This window comes from Pseudomonas sp. MUP55, from assembly GCF_034043515.1.
GTDB lineage: Bacteria > Pseudomonadota > Gammaproteobacteria > Pseudomonadales > Pseudomonadaceae > Aquipseudomonas.
Genome location: NZ_CP138214.1, coordinates 4305604 through 4327530 on the forward strand (window position 1 = coordinate 4305604; position 21927 = coordinate 4327530).

A 21927-nucleotide genomic window follows, 5' to 3' on the forward strand; every position below is an offset into this window, starting at 1 on the left:
CGAATTTGGCATGAAACACGCAAGCCCGAATAGCGATAAGCCCCTGAAAACAACAGTTTCAGAAGACTGAACCATAATTGTCAGTGTTGTGATCGCATTTTCTTGACCCTTAAGTCAGAAAATCATTGACCGAAAAGTCAGACATGACTAGATTCGGCGCAAAGCGGTTAACAACAATAATGAGTCTGCGAGGCCTTCCGTGATCCAGTTTTTACTTAACCAGGAACTCCGTAGCGAGCACGCCCTGGACCCCAACCTCACCGTGCTCAACTACCTGCGTGAGCACGTGGGCAAACCCGGTACCAAGGAAGGCTGCGCCAGCGGCGACTGTGGTGCGTGCACCGTGGTGGTGGGCGAGCTGCACAGCGATGATCAAGGCGTTGAGCAGATTCGCTATCGCAGCCTCAATTCCTGCCTGACCTTTGTCTCGTCGCTGCACGGCAAGCAACTGATCAGCGTTGAAGACCTCAAGCACCAGGGCCAACTGCACAGCGTGCAACAGGCGATGGTCGAGTGCCACGGTTCGCAGTGCGGCTTCTGCACCCCAGGTTTCGTGATGTCGCTGTTTGCCTTGCAGAAGAACAGCGACGCGCCCGACAGCCAGAAGGCCCACGAAGCCCTGGCCGGCAACCTGTGCCGCTGCACCGGCTACCGTCCGATTCTGGCGGCCGCGGAACAAGCCTGCTGCAACAAGCCTCACGACCAGTTCGACAGCCGCCAGGCCGAGACCATCGCCCGCCTCAAAGCCATCGCGCCGACCCAAACCGGTGAACTCAACAGCGGCGACAAGCGCTGCCTGGTGCCGTTGACCGTCGCCGACCTGGCCGATCTCTACGACGCTTACCCGCAAGCCCGCCTGCTGGCCGGCGGCACCGACCTGGCGCTGGAGGTCACCCAGTTCCATCGCACCCTGCCGGTGATGATCTACGTCGGCAATATTGCCGAGATGAAGCGCATCGAAGCCTTCGACGACCGCCTGGAAATCGGCGCCGCCACCGCCCTCTCCGACTGCTACGCCGCGCTGCACCACGAATACCCCGACTTCGGCGAACTGCTGCATCGCTTTGCCTCGTTGCAGATCCGCAACCAGGGCACCCTGGGCGGCAATATCGGCAACGCCTCGCCGATTGGTGATTCGCCGCCATTGCTGATCGCCCTCGGCGCGCAGATTGTGCTGTGCAAGGGCGATACCCGCCGTACCCTGGCGCTGGAAGACTACTTCATCGATTACCGCGTCACCGCCCGCCAGGACAGTGAATTCATCGAGAAGATCATCGTGCCCAAGGGTCACTCGCTGTTTCGCGCGTACAAGGTTTCCAAGCGCCTGGACGACGATATTTCCGCCGTGTGCGCCGCCTTCAACCTGACACTCGACAACGGCGTAATCCGCGAGGCCCGCGTTGCTTTCGGCGGCATGGCCGCAACCCCCAAGCGCGCCAGGCACTGCGAGACGCAACTGATTGGCGCCACCTGGAACGCCGCCACCGTGGAGAAAGCCTGTGCCGCCCTGGCCGAGGATTTCACCCCGCTCTCGGACTTCCGCGCCAGCAAGGAATACCGCCTGCTCAGTGCGCAAAACCTGCTGCGCAAATACTTCATCGAACTGCAAACGCCGCACATCGAGACTCGGGTGACCGCTTATGTCTAACCATCACGCCGTGGAAAAAACCCAGGCAGAACTCGCCGAACTGTTTGCCCGCGACCTCACGTCCGGGGTCGGGCGCAGCGTCAAGCATGACAGCGCCGCCAAGCACGTCAGTGGTGAGGCGCAGTACATCGACGACCGCCTCGAATTTCCCAACCAGCTGCACCTGTATGCGCGCATGTCCGACCGCGCCCACGCGAAAATCCTCAGCATCGACACCGCCCCCTGCTATGCCTTCGAAGGCGTGCGCATCGTGATCACCCACGAAGACGTACCGGGCCTCAAGGACATCGGCCCATTGATGCCGGGCGATCCGCTGCTGGCCATCGACACCGTGCAGTTCGTCGGCCAGGTGGTATTGGCCGTGGCCGCCCGTGACCTTGAAACGGCACGCAAGGCCGCGATGGCGGCAGTGATCGAGTACGAAGACCTGGAGCCGGTACTGGATGTGGTCGAGGCGTTTCGCAACAAACACTTCGTGCTCGACAGCCACAGCCATCAACGCGGCGATTCGGCCGGCGCGCTGGCCACGGCGAAAAACCGTATCCACGGCACGCTGCATATCGGCGGCCAGGAACACTTTTACCTGGAAACCCAGATCTCCTCGGTGATGCCCACCGAAGACGGCGGCATGATCGTCTACTGCTCCACGCAAAACCCCACCGAAGTGCAGAAACTAGTGGCGGAAGTGCTTGATGTGTCGATGAACAAAATTGTCGTGGATATGCGCCGCATGGGCGGCGGGTTCGGCGGCAAGGAAACCCAGGCCGCCAGCCCCGCCTGCCTGTGCGCGGTGGTGGCGCGCCTCACCGGCCAGCCCACCAAGATGCGCCTGCCGCGGGTCGAAGACATGCTGATGACCGGCAAGCGCCACCCGTTCTATATCGAATATGACGTGGGCTTTGACGACAACGGCCGTTTGCACGGCATCAACCTGGAACTGGCGGGCAACTGCGGCTGCTCGCCGGACCTGTCCAACTCGATTGTCGACCGCGCGATGTTCCACGCCGATAACGCCTATTACCTGGGCGATGCCACGGTCAATGGCCATCGCTGCAAGACCAACACCGCATCCAACACCGCTTATCGTGGCTTCGGTGGCCCGCAAGGAATGGTCGCCATCGAGGAAGTGATGGACGCCATCGCTCGCCACCTGGCGCTGGACCCGTTGGCCGTGCGCAAGGCCAACTATTACGGCAAGACCGAGCGCAACGTTACCCACTACTACCAGACGGTCGAGCACAACATGCTCGAAGAAATGACCGCCGAACTTGAAGCCAGCAGCCAATACGCCGAGCGCCGCGAAGCGGTGCGTCTGTACAACGCCCACAGCCCGATCCTGAAAAAGGGCCTGGCGCTGACACCGGTCAAATTCGGTATCTCGTTCACTGCAAGTTTCCTTAACCAGGCCGGCGCCCTGATCCACATCTACACCGACGGCAGCATCCACCTGAACCACGGGGGCACCGAGATGGGCCAGGGCCTGAACACCAAGGTCGCCCAGGTGGTGGCCGAGGTGTTCCAGGTCGACATCGACCGCGTGCAGATCACCGCCACCAACACCGACAAGGTGCCCAACACCTCGCCGACAGCCGCCTCCAGCGGCGCCGACCTGAACGGCAAGGCCGCACAGAATGCCGCCGAAACCATCAAGCAGCGCCTGGTGGAGTTTGCCGCGCGCAAGTACGACGTGAGCGAGGCGGACGTGGAATTTCGCAACGGCCATGTGCGCGTGCGCGAGCAGATCCTGAGCTTCGAGGCGCTGATCCAGCAGGCGTATTTCGCCCAGGTGTCGCTGTCGAGCACCGGCTTCTACAAGACCCCGAAAATCTTCTACGACCGCAGCCAGTCGCGCGGACGGCCGTTCTACTACTTCGCCTTCGGCGCAGCGTGCTGCGAAGTGATCGTCGACACCCTGACCGGCGAATACAAAATGCTGCGCACCGACATCCTCCACGACGTGGGCGCCTCGCTGAACCCGGCCATCGACATCGGCCAGGTCGAAGGCGGGTTTATCCAGGGCATGGGCTGGCTGACCATGGAAGAGTTGGTGTGGAACAACAAAGGCAAGCTGATGACCAACGGCCCGGCCAGCTACAAGATCCCGGCCGTGGCGGACATGCCGCTGGACCTGCGGGTCAAGCTGGTGGAAAACCGCAAGAACCCGGAGGACACGGTGTTCCATTCCAAGGCCGTGGGCGAGCCGCCGTTCATGCTCGGGATTGCCTCGTGGTGCGCGATCAAGGATGCGGTGGCGAGCCTGGGTGACTATCGTCATCAGCCCAGGATCGATGCGCCGGCCACGCCGGAACGGGTGTTGTGGGGGTGTGAGCAGATGCGGCGGTTACAGATGGCGACAGCCGTTGAGACTGAAACCGAGACAGCTTCGCTCTAGACCGAGGCGCTGCCATCGGGGGCAAGCCCCCTCCCACAATTTGATCTGCGAATACATTCAAATGTGGGAGGGGGCTTGCCCCCGATGACGGCCTGACAGACACCACAAGAGGTGACCATGAACAACTGGATCAGCGCCCTCGCCGACCTGCAAAACCAAGGCGAACCCTGCGTGCTCGTCACCATCATCGAAGAACTCGGTTCCACCCCACGCAACGCCGGTTCCAAGATGGTGATCAGCGCCGCCCACACCTTCGACACCATCGGCGGCGGGCACCTGGAATACAAGGCGACGCACATCGCCCGCCAGATGCTTGCCCTTGGCCAGCAGAACACCCACCTGGAACGCTTCAGCCTTGGCGCGAGCCTGGGCCAGTGCTGCGGCGGTGTGACGGTGCTGTTGTTCGAGCCCATGGGCCAGGTGCAGGCGCAGATTGCCGTGTTCGGCGCCGGCCACGTAGGGCGTGCGCTGGTGCCGTTGCTGGCGAGCCTGCCGTGCCGGGTGCGCTGGATCGATTCGCGCGAGCAGGAGTTTCCCCAGCAGATCCCCCAAGGCGTGCGTAAAATCGTCAGCGAAGAGCCGGTCGACGAAATTGCCGACTTGCCGGCGGGCAGTTACTGCATCGTCATGACCCACAACCACGCCCTGGACCTGGAACTGACCGCCGCCCTGCTCAAGCGCGATGATTTTGCCTACTTCGGCCTGATCGGCTCCAGGACCAAGCGCGTCAAGTTCGAACACCGCCTGCGTGATCGCGGCTTCGACCCCGCGCAATTGCAACGCATGCGCTGCCCGATGGGCCTCACCGAGGTGAAGGGCAAATTGCCGGTGGAGATCGCCATTTCCATCGCTGGCGAAATCATCGCCACCTATAACGCCCAGTTCGGCCAGCACACCGCCAGCGCCGAACCCATTGCCAAATTGCTGCCGGTCTCACGCCGCAGCCAAGCCAAGAATTGAGATAACCATGCCCTTGACTCGCAAAGCCTACCGTGCCGCCATCCTGCACAGCATCGCCGATCCCGCCGAGGTCGGCATCGACGCGTCCTACGAGTATTTCGAAGACGGCCTGCTGGTGATCGACAACGGCCAGATCAGCGCGGTTGGCCATGCCGGCGACCTGCTGCCGACCCTGCCCGCCGACATCGACGTCACGCATTATCAGGACGCGCTGATCACCCCCGGCCTGATCGACACCCACATCCACCTGCCGCAGACCGGCATGGTCGGCGCCTATGGCGAGCAACTGCTGGACTGGCTCAACACCTACACCTTCCCGTGTGAAAGCCAGTTCGCCGACAAGGCGCACGCTGACGAAGTGGCGGATATCTTCATCAAGGAACTGCTGCGCAACGGCACCACCACGGCGCTGGTATTCGGCAGCGTGCACCCGCAATCGGTGAACTCGTTCTTCGAAGCCGCTGAAAAACTTGACCTGCGCATGATCGCCGGCAAAGTGATGATGGACCGCAACGCGCCGGACTACCTGACCGACACCCCGCAATCGGGCTACGAGCAAAGCAAGACGCTGATCGAACGCTGGCACGGCAAGGGCCGCCTGCATTACGCCGTCACGCCGCGATTCGCCCCCACCAGCACGCCGGAACAACTGGCCCTGGCCGGGCAACTGTTGGGGGAATACCCGGACCTGTACATGCAGACCCACATCAGTGAGAACAAGCAGGAAGTCGAGTGGGTGAAGGCGCTGTTTCCGGAGCGCAACGGCTATCTGGACGTGTACGACCACTACAAGCTGCTCGGCGAACGCTCGGTGTTTGCCCATGGCGTGCACCTGTGCGACGAGGAATGCGCACGGTTGGCCCAGACCGGTTCGGCCGTGGCGTTTTGCCCGACATCAAACCTCTTCCTCGGCAGTGGCCTGTTCAACCTGCCGATGGCCGAAAAGCACAAACTGAATGTAGGCCTGGGCACCGACGTAGGCGGCGGCACCAGTTTCTCGCTGCTTCAGACACTGAATGAAGCCTACAAGGTCATGCAACTGCAAGGCGCGCGGTTGAGCCCGTTCAAGTCGCTGTACCTCGCCACCCTGGGCGGCGCACGAGCGCTGCGCCTGGAAGACAAGATCGGCACCCTGCAGCCGGGCACGGATGCGGACTTCCTGGTGCTGGACTACAACGCCACGCCGCTGCTCAGCTATCGCTTGAAGCAGGCCAATAACATTGCCGAGACGCTGTTCGTGCTGATGACGCTGGGGGATGATCGGACGGTGTTGCAGACCTATGCAGCCGGCCAACTCGTGCACCAACGCTAATTTCAGCCGCAGCACAAAACAAATGTGGGAGGGGGCTTGCCCCCGATAGCAGAGTATCAGTCACTGATTCAGTTGACTGACACACCGCCATCGGGGGCAAGCCCCCTCCCACATTTGATTGGGTTGGGCTTACAACTTTACCGAAGAGCGCCCTGGCTTCTTGGTCTGCAGCAAATGCGAGAACACCGCATGCAAGTCATCCGATGCACTTTCCTCATCGAGGTTGAGCTTGCTGTCGATATGGTCCATGTGATGCATCATCAAGTCCACCGCCAGTACCGCATCGCGGGCTTCGATCGCGTCGATCAGCTGGGTGTGTTCATCGTAGGAACAGTGCGAGCGGTTGCCGCTTTCGTACTGGGCGATGATCAATGAAGTCTGGGACACCAGGCTACGCTGGAAGCTGATCAACGGCGCATTCTTCGCCGCTTCAGCCAGCTTCAAGTGAAACTCGCCGGAGAGGCGGATGCCGGCACCCCGGTCGCCACGGGAGAAACTGTCGCGTTCGTCGTTGACCATCTGGCGCAACTCGGCCAATTGCTCAGCGGTGGCGTGCTGTACCGCCAATTCGGTGATCGCCCGCTCCACCAGGCGCCGGGCCATGAACACCTGGCGCGCCTCTTCAACGCTTGGGCTGGCGACGACCGCGCCACGATTGGGCCGCAGCAACACCACGCCTTCATGGGCCAGACGCGATAGCGCGCGGCGAATGATGGTGCGGCTTACGCCGAAGATTTCGCCCAGTGCCTCTTCGCTCAATTTGGTGCCGGGTGCCAGGCGTTGCTCGAGGATCGCCTCGAAGATATGCGCGTAGACGATATCGTCCTGGGTTCCGCTGCGACCAGCCTTGCCGGCTCGCGGTTGTTTCTTGAGAGGTTGCAACTGTTCGTTCATGGGCACTCGGGTTTGGAGAACGGCGGCGAATTAACGGTAATACGGCAACAGCGGGTCGCTGGCAAGTATCACCTAAAAACAGGGCACATTGTACACAACCCTATGCGCCAACACACTGTACGGCTGTTTGCGGCGTCGGCTGTATTGCAATGGGACGTTACGTTTGAGTTTAGGCTTGATTCCACGATTTCCCCACGCCCTCTTTGTAGGAGCGAGCTTGCTCGCGAAAAACGTCAACGATAAAGCGAGCTTCCTGAATAACCATGGCGCTCTCGGGTTTTTCGCGAGCAAGCTCGCTCCTACAAAAGAACGCCTGACACAAGGAACACCTTTCCATGACCGACGCCACCCAAGCGCCGTTGCGCCCACTGGCCGACACCTCGCCATCGGCCCTCGTCGCCGGTTTCATCGCCATGATGACCGGCTACACCAGCTCGCTGGTGCTGATGTTCCAGGCCGGCCAGGCCGCCGGGTTGACCACGGCGCAGATCTCCTCATGGATCTGGGCGATTTCCATCGGCATGGCGGTGTGCAGCATCGGCCTGTCCCTGCGTTACCGCACGCCGATCACCATTGCCTGGTCGACACCCGGCGCGGCGCTGCTGATCACCAGCCTGGGCGGGGTCAGTTACGGCGAGGCCATCGGCGCCTACATTACCTGCGCGGTGCTGGTAACGATCTGCGGGCTGACCGGCAGCTTTGAAAAACTGGTCAAGCGTATCCCCGCCTCACTGGCGGCGGCGTTGCTGGCGGGGATTCTGTTCAAGATCGGCAGCGAAATCTTCGTCGCCGCGCAGCATCGCACCGGCCTGGTGCTGGGGATGTTTTTCACTTACCTGATCATCAAACGCCTGTCGCCGCGTTATGCCGTGCTGGCCGCGCTGGTGATCGGCACCTTGTTGTCAGGCTTGATGGGGCTGCTGGACTTCAGCGGTTTTCACCTGGAAGTCGCGACACCGGTGTGGACCACGCCGCATTTCTCACTGGCGGCGACCATCAGTATCGGCATTCCGCTGTTCGTGGTGGCGATGACTTCGCAAAACATGCCGGGGGTCGCCGTGCTGCGCGCCGACGGCTACACCGTGCCGGCCTCGCCACTGATCACCACCACCGGCCTCGCCTCGCTGGTGCTGGCGCCATTTGGCTCCCACGGTATCAACCTGGCGGCGATCAGCGCGGCGATCTGCACCGGGCCGCATGCCCATGAAGACCGCAACAAACGCTACACCGCGGCCGTGTGGTGCGGGGTTTTCTACGGGATTGCCGGGGTGTTCGGCGCGACCCTGGCGGCACTCTTCGCAGCGTTGCCCAAGGAACTGGTGCTGTCGATTGCGGCCCTGGCGTTGTTTGGCTCGATCATCAATGGCCTGAGCATCGCCATGAATGAGCCCAAGGAACGGGAAGCGGCGCTGATCACCTTTATGGTCACCGCGTCAGGCCTGACGTTGTTTTCCATCGGTTCGGCGTTCTGGGGGATTGTGGCGGGGCTGTTGACGCTGCTGATTCTGAATGGGAGGAGAAGCTAGCTTCAAGCTTCAAGCTTCAAGCCGCATCAGCTTGCGGCTTGAAGCTCGTAACTTGCCGCTTCAATTCTTGGAATTGATCGGCTTTTCCGGATACCACACGTCCAGCAACGGGCTGACTTCAGCCTTGGTCAGCTCGGAACGGGTTTTCAGCCAGGCTTCAACAGCAGCACGCTGCTCTTCGGAGACCGAGCCGCGCTTCTGCAGGCAAACCAGACCGTAGTCATCGCCGCCGACATAGCCCAGACCGTTGGCTTCCATGGCTTCTTTGATGAATGCTTCGAGGAAAGCGTCGATAGCTTCTTCACTCAGGCCTTCGTTGAAGTCCAGGTTCAGTTCGAAACCCAGCTCTTGAAATTCATCAACGCACAATTTTTTGCGCAGACGCTGGGAACGGTTAGTCGCCATTGGAACAATCCTCATAAGTAATAACGGGCGGCACTTTAGCAGTTTAAGACGGCAATTGCCCGACTCTCTGGGACGGGCGGCGCTTTGCCGATAAAAAAACCCGGATTCCCCGCTATCGTTCAGCTACAAGTAAGCTTGGGTTGGGGCATAATGCCGACACTTTCGTGACCAATGAGGGATTTTTCTTCCATACCCCTCGCCTTTTTCACCCTTCCCAGCAGTAGGGTCTTATTTCTTATGATCAAATCTTTACGTTCTGTTTTCCTCGCCGGCGTTCTCCTGCCACTGGCCGTTTGCGCCACCGCCGCCCCCGTCAATACCGCCCTGCCCCCCAGCGTTGCCCAAGCCCTTCAGAAGGCCAAACTGCAAAACACCGCGTTGTCCCTGGTGATGCTGCCGTTGAACGGCCCCGGAACGCCGACCGTATTCAATGCCGATGTTTCGGTAAACCCGGCCTCGACCATGAAACTGGTGACGACCTACGCGGCCCTGGAAATGCTCGGCCCCAACCATCAGTGGAAAACCGAGTTCTACACCGACGGCGTACTCAGCGGCGGCGTGTTGCGCGGCAACCTGTACCTCAAGGGCGGCGGCGATCCCAAGCTGAACATGGAGAAACTCTGGCTGCTGATGCGCGACCTGCGCGCCAACGGCGTACAGCAAGTCACCGGCGACCTGGTGCTGGATCGCAACTTCTTCCAGCAGCCGCAATTGCCGGAGTTCAATGACGACGGCAACGACGAGAACAAGCCGTTCCTGGTCAAGCCCGACGCCTTGCTGGTCAACCTCAAGGCCCTGCGTTTCGTGACGCGCAATGATGCGGGCCGGGTGATCGTGTCGGTCGAGCCGCCGATTGCGAGCATTCGCATCGACAACCAGGTGAAAGTGTCCAACGCCAAACAGTGCACTGGCGACGTGCGCTACAGCCCGATGACCGCAGCCGATGGCAGTGTGACCGTGACGGTCAGCGGCCAACTGGCCGACGGTTGCAGTTCGCAGACCTACTTGTCGCTGCTCGACCATGCCACCTACACCGCTGGCGCCGTGCGGGCGATCTGGAAGGAACTGGGCGGCACCATCCAGGGCCGCGACATCCAGGCGCCAGTGCCCAAGGATGCCAAGGTCCTGGCCCGTGCGTTCTCGCCGGACCTGGCGGAAATCATCCGTGACATCAACAAATACAGTAACAACACCATGGCCCAGCAGCTGTTCCTGAGCCTGGGTGCGCAGTTTCGCAACGATGCCGACGGCGACGATGCCAAGGCTGCGCAACGCGTAGTGCGTCAGTGGCTGGCGAAAAAAGGCATCACCGCGCCGCACCTGGTGATGGAGAACGGTTCCGGCCTGTCCCGCGCCGAACGGATCAGCGCCCGCGAGATGGCGGCGATGCTGCAAGCGGCCTGGAAAAGCCCTTACGCCGCCGAGTACATCAGCTCGCTGCCCATCGCGGGCACCGACGGCACCATGCGTAAACGCCTGAAAACCACCGCCATGCGCGGCGAAGCCCATGTGAAGACCGGTACCTTGAACACCGTACGCGCCATCGCCGGGTTCAGCCGCGACAACAACGGCAACACCTGGGCAGTGGTGGCGATTCTCAACGATTCCAAGCCGTGGGGCGCGTCGTCGGTGCTGGACCAGGTGCTGCTGGACCTGTATCGCCAGCCGAAGGCGGTTGCAGCCGCGCCGGTGCTCTAAGGCTATTGAGCACCGCTGCTGCAAGGCTGCACCCGGTCCCTGCCCGTCTGCTTGGCGGCATACACCGCCGAGTCGGCGCGCAGCAGCAAGCCATCGATGCCTTCATCGACACGCCAGCTGGCAACTCCGAAGCTGGCGGTGACAATGCCCACCGGCGCCATCGGCACACTGCGCAACGACTGCCACAGTTCCATCGCCAGGCGGTAAGCCTGGGCGCCGTCGGTGTTCGGGCATAGCACCACGAACTCTTCCCCACCCAACCGACAGAACACGTCGGTACGACGCAGGCGCTGGCTGATTCGCCTGCACAGCTCCTGCAATACGCCGTCGCCGACACCATGCCCGTGCTGGTCGTTGATCCGCTTGAAGTGGTCGATATCCAGCATGATCACCGACAGCGCGCCGGCCGTGCGGTTGAAGCGCAGCAGTTCGGCCTTCATGCGGTCCTGGAAATAGCGGCGATTGTGGATGCCCGTCAGGGAGTCAGTGATGGACAGCGTGCGCAGCTCTTCTTCGACGCGCTTGAGATCGGAAATATCCGACACATAGCCGTGCCACAACGTACCGCCGCCGGGGAGTTCTTCCGGTGTGGCCTCGCCACGAATCCAGCGCAGGCCGCGCTGGGGCAACAGCACGCGATACTCTTCGCGCCAATGGCTCAATTGCAGCGCCGACAGGCGTATCGAGGCGCGTACCCGCTCAACGTCCAGAGGGTGAATGCGCTCCAGCACCTTGCCGCCGTCCTGTTGCAACACGCCAAGCTCGATCTCATAGATATCGCGCATGCCTTCGCTGGCATATATGAAACGCCAGGTGTCGCCGGGCTCCAGGGTGAACTGGAAAATGCCGCCTGGCACATGGGCACTGAGCTTTTTCAGCAAGCGATCCCGTGCAGCCAAGGCCTCATAGGCGCGTTTCTGCTCAGTGATGTCCAGGTAAATGGCCAGGTGCCCGACCCACAGGCCATGGTCATCGAGCAACACGGTGGCCAGCATGTTGACGGTCAATGGGCTGCCATTTTCACGCAACAGCGTCCACTCGCGGGCGTCATGCTGGCTGTCCGGGCTTTCCACCAGCATCGCCTGGCTCGGTGCGATGCGCTTACCCAGCGCCACACTCAAACGCGCGGCCCGGGCTTCGAGTTCCGAGGCCAGGTGCAGGCTTTCCAGCGTCAGGCGTCCCACCACGTGCTCGCCCTTGAACCCCAGCATCCGCTCGGCGCCGGCGTTGAACGTGTTGATGACCCCGCGCAAGTCCGTGGCGATGATCGCCATGTGCGTCGCCGCGTTCAGCACGCTGCGCAATTGACCATGGGCGCCGCGCAGTTCCTGCTCACGCAGGCGCAACTGAGCAGTACGCTGCTCGACCAGCATCAGCGCCCGCTGGCGCTGGCTGACCAGCACGTAGAGCAAGGCACTGAACAGCGCACTCAACAGTACGCCCATGGCCAGTATGGTGTTGGTCGAAGAATGGTTGGCCTTGTCGAAAGTCTCGCTGGCACGCAGGCTCAACGCGTAGACATGATCACCAAGGGTCAGGCGGCGGGTGGCGACATAATCGCTGCCGCCGGGCGCATTACCGGATGCGTACAGCACACGCTGCTGAGTGTCGGAGGTGTCGACGATCTGCATCACCAGGTTATCCCGGTTCGACTTGGGCAAACCATCAGCCACCAGTTGGCGCATGCTGATCACCGCCATCACATAGCCGTACGGCTGGGCATCCGCCGCTTTACTCACCGGTGCCACCAGCAGCACCCCCGCGGCATAAGCCGGTTCCACACCCACCAGTTGCATGGGCTGGGACACCGCCGCCTTGCCACTTTTTTGCACACGCTCAAGCACAGCGCGCCGCAGGGGTTGGGCCAGCAGGTCAAAACCCAAGGGCGAACCCAGCAGACTTTGGGTCTGGCTGTACAGCACCGGTACATATTCATCGCGCTCGGACGCCGGCGCCAACTCACCTGCCGAATTCAGCTCACGGATGTTGAAAGGTACGCCGCGCTGGCGCGAGATCTCCTGTTCGAACTGCCTGCGCTGCTCCCGAGACACCCGCGGCGCCCAGGCATAGGCACGCGCATGCAACAACAAGGGTTGGGCGAAACCGTCGAATTCGCTGCGGGATACTTCGCCGGAGTTGACGAAAAAACGGCGCAGGCTGTCCAGGCGCAGCTCCTGGTCTTCGAAGCGCTCCTGGATCCGGCTGTAGCGCTCGCTGACCAGCAACTGGAAGCGCTGGCGCACCTGTTGCTGATAGAGGTCGGCAGCGGCCCACGCGATGACCAGGGTCAATGCGCTACCGGTTGCCAACACCACCACTGCCACCAGCCAAGCCGATGCCTGTTCACTGATAAAACCAAGGATTTTCGGGCGTACGGCTTGCATCGGCATAGGCAACACTCACAACGCCAGCGTGCGGGGTGTCACTTTGGCTGGACGTTAAGTTATAGCCATCGGTCGAGTGTTTGACCAGCGTAAATACTGCGAGCGCTTGCTGTGGGAGGGAGCAAGCTCCCTCCTATCGAAGCTCGCCCCTGCGGACAATCAGCGTGCGGTGATTTTCCAGGCGCGATGGATCTTCGCGTTGCGCGCAAAATCCGGGTCGATGGTCTTGTCGCTGATCTCCTCGACCGCATAGCGTTCGCTGAGGTTGTCTTCCAGCTGGAACTTGCGAAAGTTGTTCGAGAAGTACAGCACGCCGCCCGGTGCCAGGCGCGCCATGGCCAGGTCGAGCAATTGCACGTGGTCACGCTGCACGTCGAAAATGCCTTCCATGCGCTTGGAGTTGGAGAACGTCGGCGGGTCGATGAAAATCATGTCGAACTCATCACGACTGGCTTCCAGCCACGCCATCACGTCGCCCTGTTCCAGGCGGTTCTTGTCGGAAAACCCGTTGAGGGAAAAGTTGCGACGCGCCCAATCCAGGTAGGTTTTGGACAAATCGACACTGGTGGTGCTGCGCGCGCCACCCTTGGCTGCGTGTACGCTGGCGGTGGCGGTGTAGCAAAACAGGTTGAGGAAGCGCTTGCCCGCCGCTTCCTTCTGAATGCGCATGCGCATCGGACGGTGATCAAGGAACAGGCCGGTGTCCAGGTAGTCGGTCAGGTTGACCAGCAGCTTCACGCCACCTTCGCTGACCTCGGTGAACTTGCCCTGGGCGCTCTGGCGCTCGTATTGCTTGGTGCCGCTCTGACGCTCGCGACGTTTGACCACCACGCGGCTCTTGTCAACGTTCAATGCCTGGGGGATCGCTGCAAGCGCGTCGAACATGCGCGCCGAGGCTTTTTCCGGGTCGATGGATTTGGGCGCGGCGTATTCCTGCACGTGCACCCAATCGTGATACAGGTCGATAGCCATGGAGTACTCCGGCATGTCGGCGTCGTACACACGGTAGCAATCCACGCCTTCACGCTTGGCCCATTTGCCCAGCAGCTTGAGGTTCTTCTGCAGGCGGTTGGCAAACATCTGCCCGCCTTCGCTCAAACGCGCCTGCTCGACCACCGGGGCCGGTGCTGGCTTGATCGGGTTGCCGTTCTTGTTGTACTGACGCTCGGCCGGTTCGGTCGGGGCCTGGTCGTAAGCGGCTTGCTCACGTTCGGCCTGACGCTGTTCCGGGGTACGACGCTCGCCGGTGACGAACTGATCCGGGTTGACCTTGATCAGCAGCAATTTGCACGGCAACGCGCCGTTCCAGAACGAGTATTGCTTGTGGCTGCGAATGCCCATGCGCTTGCCCAGGTCCGGCGCGCCGGTGAATACGGCCGCTTCCCAACCCATGCAGGCCTGACGCAGACGCTCGCCAAGGTTCTGGTAGAGGTACAACAAGCTGGCTTCGTCACCCAAACGCTCGCCGTATGGCGGGTTGCAGATCACCAAACCTTTCTGGTTCTGGTCCGGGCGCGGCTCGAACGTGCCGACTTCGCCCTGGTACACCTTGATCCAGTGGCTCAAGCCTGCGCGCTCGATGTTGTTGCGGGCTGGCTGGATCAGGCGCGGATCGGCTTCGTAGCCACGCACCCACAGCGGCGTTTTGTTCATGCCGATGGCGGCACGTTCAGTGGCCTCGGCGTGCAGTTTCTTCCACAGCGCCGGGACGTGACCCAGCCAGGTGGTGAAGCCCCACAGTTCGCGATTGAGGTTGGGCGCCATGTCGGCGGCGATCATCGCGCCTTCGACCAGGAAAGTGCCCACGCCACACATCGGGTCGGTCAATGCGCCGCCTTCGGCAGCAATGCGCGGCCAGCCGGCACGGATCAGAATCGCGGCCGCCAGGTTTTCCTTCAACGGCGCGGCGCCCTGCTGCAGGCGATAGCCGCGCTGGTGCAGGCTATGGCCGGACAGGTCCAGGGACAGGATGGCTTCGCCACGGTCCAGGCGCAGGTGGATGCGCAGGTCCGGGTTGATCTTGTCGATGGAGGGGCGTTCGCCGGCCGGGGTGCGCAGCTTGTCGACGATCGCATCCTTGACCTTCAGCGCGCCGAAGTGAGTGTTGTCGATGCCCGAGCCGTGACCGCTGAATTCCACCGCCAGCGTACCGTCGCAAACCATGTGATCGGCCCACTCGATGTCCAGCACGCCGTGGTAGAGGTCCTCGGCGTCCTTCATCGGGAAGCGCTTGAGCACCAGCAGCACGCGGTTGGCCAGGCGCGACCAGAGGCACAGGCGATAGGCGGTTTCCATGTCGGCCATGCCGCGGACGGCCGAGGTATGCTCACGGGCTTCCTCAAGGCCAAGCCCGACGGCTTCCTCGATCAGCAGGCCTTCGAGGCCCTTGGGGCAAGTGAGAAAGAGTTCAAAACGGTCCGACATGGGGCATTCCAGGCTTTTCAGCAATAAATGAACGGGCGACGCATCACCGGCTCGGTTTTCAATCAAGCACTTTTCTTGAAGAGTGCTCGCGTGGCACGAATGTGCCGTTCCACTCCGTCTGACGGGCCCTCGGGCCTTTATTGACGGGGCAGAAGAAGAAAGTGAAGCAACAAAAGGAAATATTCCGACCCTTCGTCGAATAATAACCGACTGCAACAGGCGGGCATTCTCACCAAGGGATCAAACCGTTGCGCTTCGCAGGGCACATCATAGCTGGCTTTGCTCTATAAAAGGGGCGAAAAGCCGTCCCAGCTTATGGCTATAGCATCGTTCCGGTTACGTGCTTATGACAAAACGATCATTGAATCCATGTGACCTATTGGTTAGAACTCAACACAGGTTGACACCGTAACGGCGTCGACACATCGGCTCGCCACGCCGGCAGCGAGCCCACCAACGGCAGAAAAACTCTGCCCGGCCTCACACGAGGCCGAAGGATATCTAGACAGTCAACAAGTGAGGGAAACACCCTATGAGAAGACTTAAGCGTGATCCGTTGGAAAGAGCATTTTTACGCGGATATCAATATGGCGTTCATGGAAAATCCCGTGAGCTTTGCCCATTTACTCTACCGTCGGTACGCCAAGCCTGGATCAATGGCTGGCGAGAAGGACGCGGCGACAACTGGGACGGTATGACTGGCACTGCGGGTATCCACAGACTCAACGAACTTCACGCCGTCGGCTAATCAGGGCACTTAATTCCGACACTCAACTTGAATATGTAACGACTTAACCACGCACGTCCTATCCGGGCGGCGGGCTTCGGCCCAGGGGCTCCTTCATGGAGCCCTTTTTATTGCCTCGCTAACGGTAGTTCAGGCAGGCATCAGCGCAGCGCAGCGATTGCGTCCACCGATTCGCGGATGAGCGCGGGGCCTTTGTAGATGAAGCCGGAGTACAACTGCACCAGGCTTGCGCCCGCCGCGATCTTTTCGGCCGCGTGCTTGCCTTCGGTGATCCCGCCGACGGCGATGATCGGCAGGCGCCCCGCCAGTTCGGCGGCCAGTACCTTGACGATGTGGGTGCTTTTGTCGCGTACCGGCGCGCCGGACAGACCGCCCGCCTCATCACCGTGAGCCAGGCCTTCGACGCCCACACGGCTGAGGGTGGTGTTGGTCGCGATGACCGCATCCATCCCCGAGTCCACCAGGGCCTGGGCCACCAGCACGGTTTCTTCATCGCTCATATCGGGAGCGATCTTGATCGCCAACGGCACCCGCTTGCCGTGACGCACCGCCAGGTCTTCCTGGCGCTGGCGCAGCGCTTCGAGCAATTGCTTGAGCGAGTCACCGAACTGCAGGCTGCGCAAGCCTGGGGTGTTGGGCGAGCTGACGTTGACGGTGACATAGCTGGCGTGGGCGTAGACCTTATCCAGGCAGATCAGGTAATCGTCCACCGCACGCTCCACCGGCGTGTCGAAATTCTTGCCGATATTGATACCGAGGATGCCCTTGTACTTCGCCGCCTCAACCCGCGAAAGCAGATGGTCCACCCCCAGGTTGTTAAAGCCCATGCGATTGATGATCGCCTCGGCGTCCGGCAGGCGGAAGATCCGGGGCTTGGGGTTGCCCGGTTGCGGCCGAGGGGTCACGGTGCCGATTTCGACGAAACCGAAACCCAACTGTGCAAACCCGTCGATGGCCGCACCGTTCTTGTCCAGCCCGGCAGCCAACCCGACCGGGTTGGGGAAGTTCAGCCCCATCACCGACACCGGCATTTTCGCCGGCGCCTTGCATACCAGGCCATTGAGCCCCAGGCGGCCGCCGGCACCGATCAGGTCCAGGGACAGATCGTGGGAGGTTTCCGGGGAGAGTTTGAACAACAGCTGGCGGGCCAGGGTATACATGGGCGGGCTAGACTCGGATGGCGGCGAAAGGTGGCGCGATTATAGCCGGGGAGACGGGCTGCATGCGAGGCGTGCCACCCAATCGTCAGTTACGATGAGCCATCAATGCCTCGTAACGCACCCAGACTTTTTCGGCGTAGCGCATGCGCAATGCCTCACGCTGCGCCCCGGCACCAGGCCCCACATTGTAGGAGCCCACCGCCGTCCAGTTATAGCCGAAACGCTGAACGAACCCGGCAAGAATCGAGGCGCCGACTTCCACCGACAAACATGGCTCGCTCAGCAAACGTTCTTCGGTAATGCCCAGCTTGAGCAAGCGCGGCAAGTGACTGCTGTTGATTTGCATCAAACCGATATCACGCGTGCCATTACCGTTGGCATAGTTGATCGCCTCCGCGCGGTACCCCGACTCTACCGCCGCAATGGCCTGCAGTAACTCCGGCTCGAAGTCATAGCGACGCGCCACTTCATCCCAGCAGTAGGCCAGGGCCTGGTTGCTGCTCATCAGCGCGCTCAGTATCAGGGCCTTGCCCCATCGCCTAGACACTGCTGATCTGCCCGCACGCCGCACACAGGTGCATGACTTGCTTTGGCCCAGTGTCTTCAACCTGCACGGGGCAGGTAAACCGATAGCCCTTGCCATACACGGTCTTGATAAAGCCTTTGTCGGCTCTCAAGTGCTTGCGCAACGCATAAATACACCGAGTCAATGATTCATCGGCCACCTCGCCCCTGGGCCAGGCGAGCGCCAACAGACGGTCCTTGGTCATCAACGAACCGCCGGAAGCCAGTAACAGTCGAAGCACCCGCCCCTCTTTGGGCGGCAGTTGAATATCGGTTTCCCTGCCAGTCAGCCGACCATCGCCATGCAAGGTCCAATGAGCGAAAACAAAAGACGTTGTCGATTTTTCAATCACCACGGCCATAGCGCACCTGCATATTCGACGGCTGACATCCAAATCCCTTCTTCCAGTGACGGCTCATTCGCCCGATGCCGTGACTATAAAAACCTGTCTCACCCATCACGCTAGGAAAAGCCCTATTCAGTCAGCGTTTTTTAGCGTTCTCCTGTAAGAAAATTCAGGACTCAACCGGAGTCGGATACCCACTCCTGATACACCTCATGCAGCTCAACCCCTAGCCGGTCCTCCAACTGCACCAACTCACCCACCGCCATCAATTGCCCATTGACCCGTATTTCCACGCAATGGATGACCTCAGGCGCCAGAGGCAACACTTTTCCCGGCGCAAATGCAGCCAAACGCCTGCGGCTGATCAATTGCTCCTGCAGCAGTACTTCCAGGTACATGGACAAACGCCTTTAGTCAGGGGAACGCTCGCGGCCCGGTCTTACAAACGCACGTTGCACACGTTCATATTGCGCAGCCGTCAACGGCGGCGGCCCGGCCGGGGGCTTCGATTCGTCACGACCCACGTCCACCCGCCATGACGAGATTTCATTCAGTTGCTTGGGCACATCCAATTGCTCCACCAGCTGTTCGATCTGGCTGATCTGGGCAGGCTTGCCTTTGATCAAGAGGCTGTTGGTATCCGGATAGGCGATCAGCGTGAGGTTCTTGTCCGCAAGCAGCCCCTTTCGCTCACTGGCCAGCAGGCTTTGAACGATGGATACCATTCCCGGCACGCTGACCTTGCTCGCACCGGTTCCATACTGCCGGTCCTCGACGTGTGTATTGAACACCTGCACCACGCCAAAGGCCTGGGCACCCACACGCAGCTCACTGCGTTGCCGGTCCGTCAACTGCGCCAGCCGCAGCACCTGGCCGACATAGCTCGGCGGCCCGGACACATAGAACGTGCGCACCCCGCTGTCTCGCAGCGGATAGCGCGACTCATCCAGCCCCGTACGCCGCATGATGGCGCGCAGCCGGTTGACCGAAATGTAGCGCAGCGCCACCGCAGAGGTTCTCGCCTCGGCCGCGTCGTAGAGATGAACGGCTTGCCCGTCGCTGTGCCAGATCAGGCCTTCCTGCCGGGCCAGCGCTTCGAGCACCTGCTGGGGTGCCTGGAAATCGAATGTCCCGCTGATTCGCTTATGCGCCGCTTCCCGGCTGACCACCACAGGCATTCCCAACGGCACCGCCAGCGCGGTGAAAAAACTGTCCAGGCTTTCATCCAGGGCCTGATACGGCTCGCCCCAGGCAACGCGGCCGACCAGCAACAGCACGACCCACAACAGCATGCTACCGAGCCCGTGGCGGTTGGTCGTAATGAGAAAATCAGCAGGCACCTTGGGTTTTCCTGGGAGGGTTGGACGCAAAAGAGCGGCCATACTGAAAGGCGGGCGAGGTTCAATCATGATGAAAAGCTGACGGCTGGCCCGTGGCATGTGCCTTGCTATGCACTCTCTATCAGGGCGCGCGCCAGCGACGGAGCGTGCCTACGGACAAAGGCGTCGTTTCCCTGCAATGGCTGGTATCGCCATCCGAGGGCGCGACGCTTTTTTTTGAGTGAAAAGGTAGGTGTTGATGAACGATTCGGTCGGCAACAGCTCGGTGAACGCCGCGCTGGCCTGGGTAAACGGCAGTGACGCCCCGGAAAAAAGCAGCCTGGACCTGGGGTTCATGGCCTTGACTGACTGCGCGTCACTGGTGGTCGCCGCTACCCAGGGGTTCGCGCAACCCTACGGCCTTACGCTGAACCTCAAGCGCCAGTCGTCCTGGGCCAGCTTGCGCGACAAACTGGTCAGCGGCGAACTGGACGCCGCCCACAGTCTCTACGGGCTGATTTATGCGGTGCATTTGGGCATCGGTGGCGTTGCTCCAAGCCCAATGGCGGTGCTGATGGGGCTGAACCAGAACGGGCAGAGCATCAACCTGTCCCGTGGGCTGCAGCAGCAAGGCGTGACCACTCCTGAGGCATTGGACCGTCACGTGCACCAAAGCCGCACAAAACTCACCTTCGCCCAGACCTTTCCGACCGGCACCCACGCCATGTGGCTGTATTACTGGCTGGCGAGCCAGGGCATCCACCCGCTGCGGGACGTGGACAGTGTGGTGGTGCCTCCGCCGCAAATGGTTGCGCACCTGCAAGCGGGCCGTATCGACGGGCTGTGTGTCGGCGAACCCTGGTGCGCCAGCGCAGTGAAACAAAACCAGGGGTTCACCCTGGCGACCAGCCAGTCGATCTGGCCGAATCATCCGGAAAAAGTCCTCGGCTGCACCCAGGCCTTCGTCGACCAATACCCCAACACCGCCCGTGTGCTGGTGATGGCAATACTCGAGGCCAGTCGCTTTATCGAAGCAAGCGCGCAAAACCGTCGCTCCACCGCCCAACTGCTCAGCGCCCGTGAGTACCTTGACGCACCGCTGGACTGCATCGAACCGCGCCTGCTGGGCAACTACGAAGATGGCCTGGGCAACCAGTGGCAGGACCCGCACGCCCTGCGCTTTTTCGCCGACGGCGCGGTCAACCTGCCGTACCTGTGCGACGGCATGTGGTTCATGACTCAATTTCGCCGCTGGGGCCTGCTACGCGAAGATCCGGACTACCTTGAGGTTGCCCGTCAGGTGCAACAACTGGACTTATATCGTCAAGCCGCCACTGCCGTGGGCGTGGTGACCAGCACACAGGACATGCGCAGCAGCCAGTTGATCGACGGCAAGGTCTGGGACGGCTCCGACCCCGCCGGCTATGCCCGCAGCTTCCGCCTGCACGCCATGGCGCACGACACTACCCGCCAAGCGCTGCGCTGACAGGAGCACAACCATGCTGCGAATCCTGTTGATCAACGACACCCCGCGCAAAGTCGGCCGGCTCAAGGCTGCGCTGACCGAGGCCGGCTTTGAAGTGATCGATGAGTCCGGCCTGACCATCGACTTGCCTGCGCGCGTCGAAACGGTGCGCCCCGACGTGATCCTGATCGATACCGAGTCACCCGGCCGCGATGTGATGGAACAGGTGGTGCTGGTCAGCCGCGACCAACCCCGCCCTATCGTGATGTTTACCGATGAGCACGACCCGAATGTCATGCGCCAGGCGATCAAGTCCGGAGTCAGTGCCTACATTGTCGAAGGCATCCAGGCCCAGCGCCTGCAACCGATCCTCGATGTGGCCATGGCTCGCTTCGAAAGCGACCAGGCCCTGCGCGCCCAGCTTCACGCCCGCGACCAGCAGTTGGCAGAGCGCAAGCGCATCGAGCTGGCCAAAGGGCTGCTGATGAAAATGAAGGACTGCAATGAGGAAGAGGCCTACACCCTGATGCGCCGCCAGGCCATGAGTCGCCAGCAGAAGCTGATTCAGGTGGCCGAACAGATTATTGCCATGAGCGAGTTGCTCGGCTGATCTGGCGCGGCTCTTGCTAAACAACCTCTACAGGTAGCCAACGGCGGTTGCCCCACCCACGACAAAGACGT

The 21927-nt window shown here is 61.2% G+C and carries 17 protein-coding genes and 1 pseudogene; 9 read left to right on the forward strand and 9 right to left on the reverse strand.

The genetic code is table 11. The features are described from left to right. Nucleotides 1-199 precede the first annotated feature (199 nt). The 4 genes from xdhA (at nt 200) to guaD (ending at nt 6312) form a co-directional block, all read left to right on the forward strand. On the forward strand, nt 200-1648 hold the full coding sequence (gene xdhA, locus SC318_RS19320) for a xanthine dehydrogenase small subunit (protein WP_320428084.1): 1449 nt from the start codon (nt 200-202) through the stop codon (nt 1646-1648). After that, nucleotides 1641-4040, forward strand: a complete 2400-nt coding sequence (xdhB, locus tag SC318_RS19325) for a xanthine dehydrogenase molybdopterin binding subunit (protein ID WP_320428085.1) — start codon at nt 1641-1643, stop codon at nt 4038-4040. The genes xdhA and xdhB overlap by 8 nt, the downstream gene beginning before the upstream one ends. A 117-nt stretch (nt 4041-4157) precedes the next feature. Then, nucleotides 4158-5000, forward strand: coding sequence for a xanthine dehydrogenase accessory protein XdhC (gene xdhC / locus SC318_RS19330; RefSeq protein ID WP_320428086.1), 843 nt, complete (start codon nt 4158-4160; stop codon nt 4998-5000). A gap of 7 nt (nt 5001-5007) precedes the next feature. Next, nucleotides 5008-6312, forward strand: a complete 1305-nt coding sequence (gene guaD, locus SC318_RS19335) for a guanine deaminase (protein ID WP_320428087.1) — start codon at nt 5008-5010, stop codon at nt 6310-6312. A gap of 129 nt (nt 6313-6441) precedes the next feature. Here the strand turns inward: guaD and SC318_RS19340 are convergent, their stop codons facing one another. Further along, on the reverse strand, nt 6442-7206 hold the full coding sequence (locus SC318_RS19340) for a GntR family transcriptional regulator (RefSeq protein WP_017739583.1): 765 nt from the start codon (nt 7204-7206) through the stop codon (nt 6442-6444). Between the two features lie 335 nt (nt 7207-7541). On the opposite strand from SC318_RS19340, the gene SC318_RS19345 reads away from it, so the two are divergent. After that, nucleotides 7542-8732 (forward strand): benzoate/H(+) symporter BenE family transporter, encoded by a 1191-nt coding sequence (locus tag SC318_RS19345; protein WP_320428088.1) that lies wholly within the window; start codon nt 7542-7544, stop codon nt 8730-8732. A gap of 60 nt (nt 8733-8792) precedes the next feature. Here SC318_RS19345 and SC318_RS19350 read toward each other — a convergent pair whose 3' ends face one another. Then, complete coding sequence (locus tag SC318_RS19350) at nt 8793-9137, reverse strand: YggL family protein (protein WP_320428089.1); 345 nt, start codon at nt 9135-9137, stop codon at nt 8793-8795. Nucleotides 9138-9374: 237 nt separating this feature from the next. Here SC318_RS19350 and dacB point away from each other — a divergent pair, with 237 nt between their 5' ends. After that, nucleotides 9375-10835: a D-alanyl-D-alanine carboxypeptidase/D-alanyl-D-alanine endopeptidase gene (gene dacB / locus SC318_RS19355; protein ID WP_320428090.1), complete on the forward strand. Its 1461-nt coding sequence runs from the start codon at nt 9375-9377 to the stop codon at nt 10833-10835. Nucleotides 10836-10837: 2 nt separating this feature from the next. On the opposite strand, the gene SC318_RS19360 is transcribed toward dacB, so the two are convergent. Continuing rightward, complete coding sequence (locus SC318_RS19360; protein WP_320428091.1) at nt 10838-13225, reverse strand: sensor domain-containing diguanylate cyclase; 2388 nt, start codon at nt 13223-13225, stop codon at nt 10838-10840. A 153-nt stretch (nt 13226-13378) separates the two neighbouring features. Continuing rightward, a complete protein-coding gene (rlmKL, locus tag SC318_RS19365; RefSeq protein WP_320428092.1) occupies nt 13379-15643 on the reverse strand; it encodes a bifunctional 23S rRNA (guanine(2069)-N(7))-methyltransferase RlmK/23S rRNA (guanine(2445)-N(2))-methyltransferase RlmL in 2265 nt (754 codons plus the stop codon). Between the two features lie 532 nt (nt 15644-16175). On the opposite strand from rlmKL, the gene rmf reads away from it, so the two are divergent. Then, a complete protein-coding gene (gene rmf / locus SC318_RS19370; RefSeq protein WP_002553055.1) occupies nt 16176-16391 on the forward strand; it encodes a ribosome modulation factor in 216 nt (71 codons plus the stop codon). A 140-nt stretch (nt 16392-16531) separates the two neighbouring features. Here rmf and SC318_RS19375 read toward each other — a convergent pair whose 3' ends face one another. From SC318_RS19375 to SC318_RS19395, 5 genes and pseudogenes are all read right to left on the reverse strand, one after another. Next, nucleotides 16532-17551, reverse strand: a complete 1020-nt coding sequence (locus tag SC318_RS19375; RefSeq protein WP_320428093.1) for a quinone-dependent dihydroorotate dehydrogenase — start codon at nt 17549-17551, stop codon at nt 16532-16534. 85 nt (nt 17552-17636) lie between these two features. Next, nucleotides 17637-18056 (reverse strand): transglycosylase SLT domain-containing protein, encoded by a 420-nt coding sequence (locus tag SC318_RS19380; protein ID WP_320428094.1) that lies wholly within the window; start codon nt 18054-18056, stop codon nt 17637-17639. Nucleotides 18057-18090: 34 nt separating this feature from the next. Next, the gene (locus tag SC318_RS19385; RefSeq protein ID WP_320428095.1) at nt 18091-18477 is read right to left on the reverse strand and encodes a winged helix-turn-helix domain-containing protein; all 387 of its coding nucleotides are present in this window, start codon (nt 18475-18477) and stop codon (nt 18091-18093) included. A gap of 161 nt (nt 18478-18638) precedes the next feature. After that, nucleotides 18639-18860 carry a FliM/FliN family flagellar motor switch protein gene (locus SC318_RS19390; protein ID WP_320428096.1) on the reverse strand — a complete coding sequence of 74 codons (222 nt, stop codon included), beginning with the start codon at nt 18858-18860 and terminating at the stop codon, nt 18639-18641. A 105-nt stretch (nt 18861-18965) separates the two neighbouring features. Further along, a pseudogene (locus SC318_RS19395) lies at nt 18966-19754 on the reverse strand (secretin N-terminal domain-containing protein); the annotation flags it as partial. Between the two features lie 286 nt (nt 19755-20040). Between SC318_RS19395 and SC318_RS19400 the strand changes: the two are divergent. Together SC318_RS19400 and SC318_RS19405 are read left to right on the forward strand one after the other, a co-directional pair. Then, the gene (locus SC318_RS19400; protein ID WP_320428097.1) at nt 20041-21267 is read left to right on the forward strand and encodes a CmpA/NrtA family ABC transporter substrate-binding protein; all 1227 of its coding nucleotides are present in this window, start codon (nt 20041-20043) and stop codon (nt 21265-21267) included. 13 nt (nt 21268-21280) lie between these two features. After that, nucleotides 21281-21856: an ANTAR domain-containing response regulator gene (locus tag SC318_RS19405; RefSeq protein ID WP_057721200.1), complete on the forward strand. Its 576-nt coding sequence runs from the start codon at nt 21281-21283 to the stop codon at nt 21854-21856. Nucleotides 21857-21927 lie beyond the last annotated feature (71 nt).

Bases quoted from the DNA above. Each gene is read 5' to 3' on its own strand.
- xdhB (WP_320428085.1), top strand. From the start codon at position 1,641: ATGTCTAACCATCACGCCGTGGAAAAAACCCAGGCAGAACTCGCCGAA.
- SC318_RS19345 (WP_320428088.1), top strand. From the start codon at position 7,542: ATGACCGACGCCACCCAAGCGCCGTTGCGCCCACTGGCCGACACCTCG.
- xdhC (WP_320428086.1), top strand. From the start codon at position 4,158: ATGAACAACTGGATCAGCGCCCTCGCCGACCTGCAAAACCAAGGCGAA.
- SC318_RS19375 (WP_320428093.1), bottom strand. From the start codon at position 17,551: ATGTATACCCTGGCCCGCCAGCTGTTGTTCAAACTCTCCCCGGAAACC.
- SC318_RS19340 (WP_017739583.1), bottom strand. From the start codon at position 7,206: ATGAACGAACAGTTGCAACCTCTCAAGAAACAACCGCGAGCCGGCAAG.
- SC318_RS19400 (WP_320428097.1), top strand. From the start codon at position 20,041: ATGAACGATTCGGTCGGCAACAGCTCGGTGAACGCCGCGCTGGCCTGG.
- SC318_RS19390 (WP_320428096.1), bottom strand. From the start codon at position 18,860: ATGTACCTGGAAGTACTGCTGCAGGAGCAATTGATCAGCCGCAGGCGT.
- SC318_RS19385 (WP_320428095.1), bottom strand. From the start codon at position 18,477: ATGGCCGTGGTGATTGAAAAATCGACAACGTCTTTTGTTTTCGCTCAT.
- rlmKL (WP_320428092.1), bottom strand. From the start codon at position 15,643: ATGTCGGACCGTTTTGAACTCTTTCTCACTTGCCCCAAGGGCCTCGAA.
- guaD (WP_320428087.1), top strand. From the start codon at position 5,008: ATGCCCTTGACTCGCAAAGCCTACCGTGCCGCCATCCTGCACAGCATC.
- rmf (WP_002553055.1), top strand. From the start codon at position 16,176: ATGAGAAGACTTAAGCGTGATCCGTTGGAAAGAGCATTTTTACGCGGA.
- SC318_RS19380 (WP_320428094.1), bottom strand. From the start codon at position 18,056: ATGAGCAGCAACCAGGCCCTGGCCTACTGCTGGGATGAAGTGGCGCGT.
- SC318_RS19350 (WP_320428089.1), bottom strand. From the start codon at position 9,137: ATGGCGACTAACCGTTCCCAGCGTCTGCGCAAAAAATTGTGCGTTGAT.
- SC318_RS19360 (WP_320428091.1), bottom strand. From the start codon at position 13,225: ATGCCGATGCAAGCCGTACGCCCGAAAATCCTTGGTTTTATCAGTGAA.
- SC318_RS19405 (WP_057721200.1), top strand. From the start codon at position 21,281: ATGCTGCGAATCCTGTTGATCAACGACACCCCGCGCAAAGTCGGCCGG.
- dacB (WP_320428090.1), top strand. From the start codon at position 9,375: ATGATCAAATCTTTACGTTCTGTTTTCCTCGCCGGCGTTCTCCTGCCA.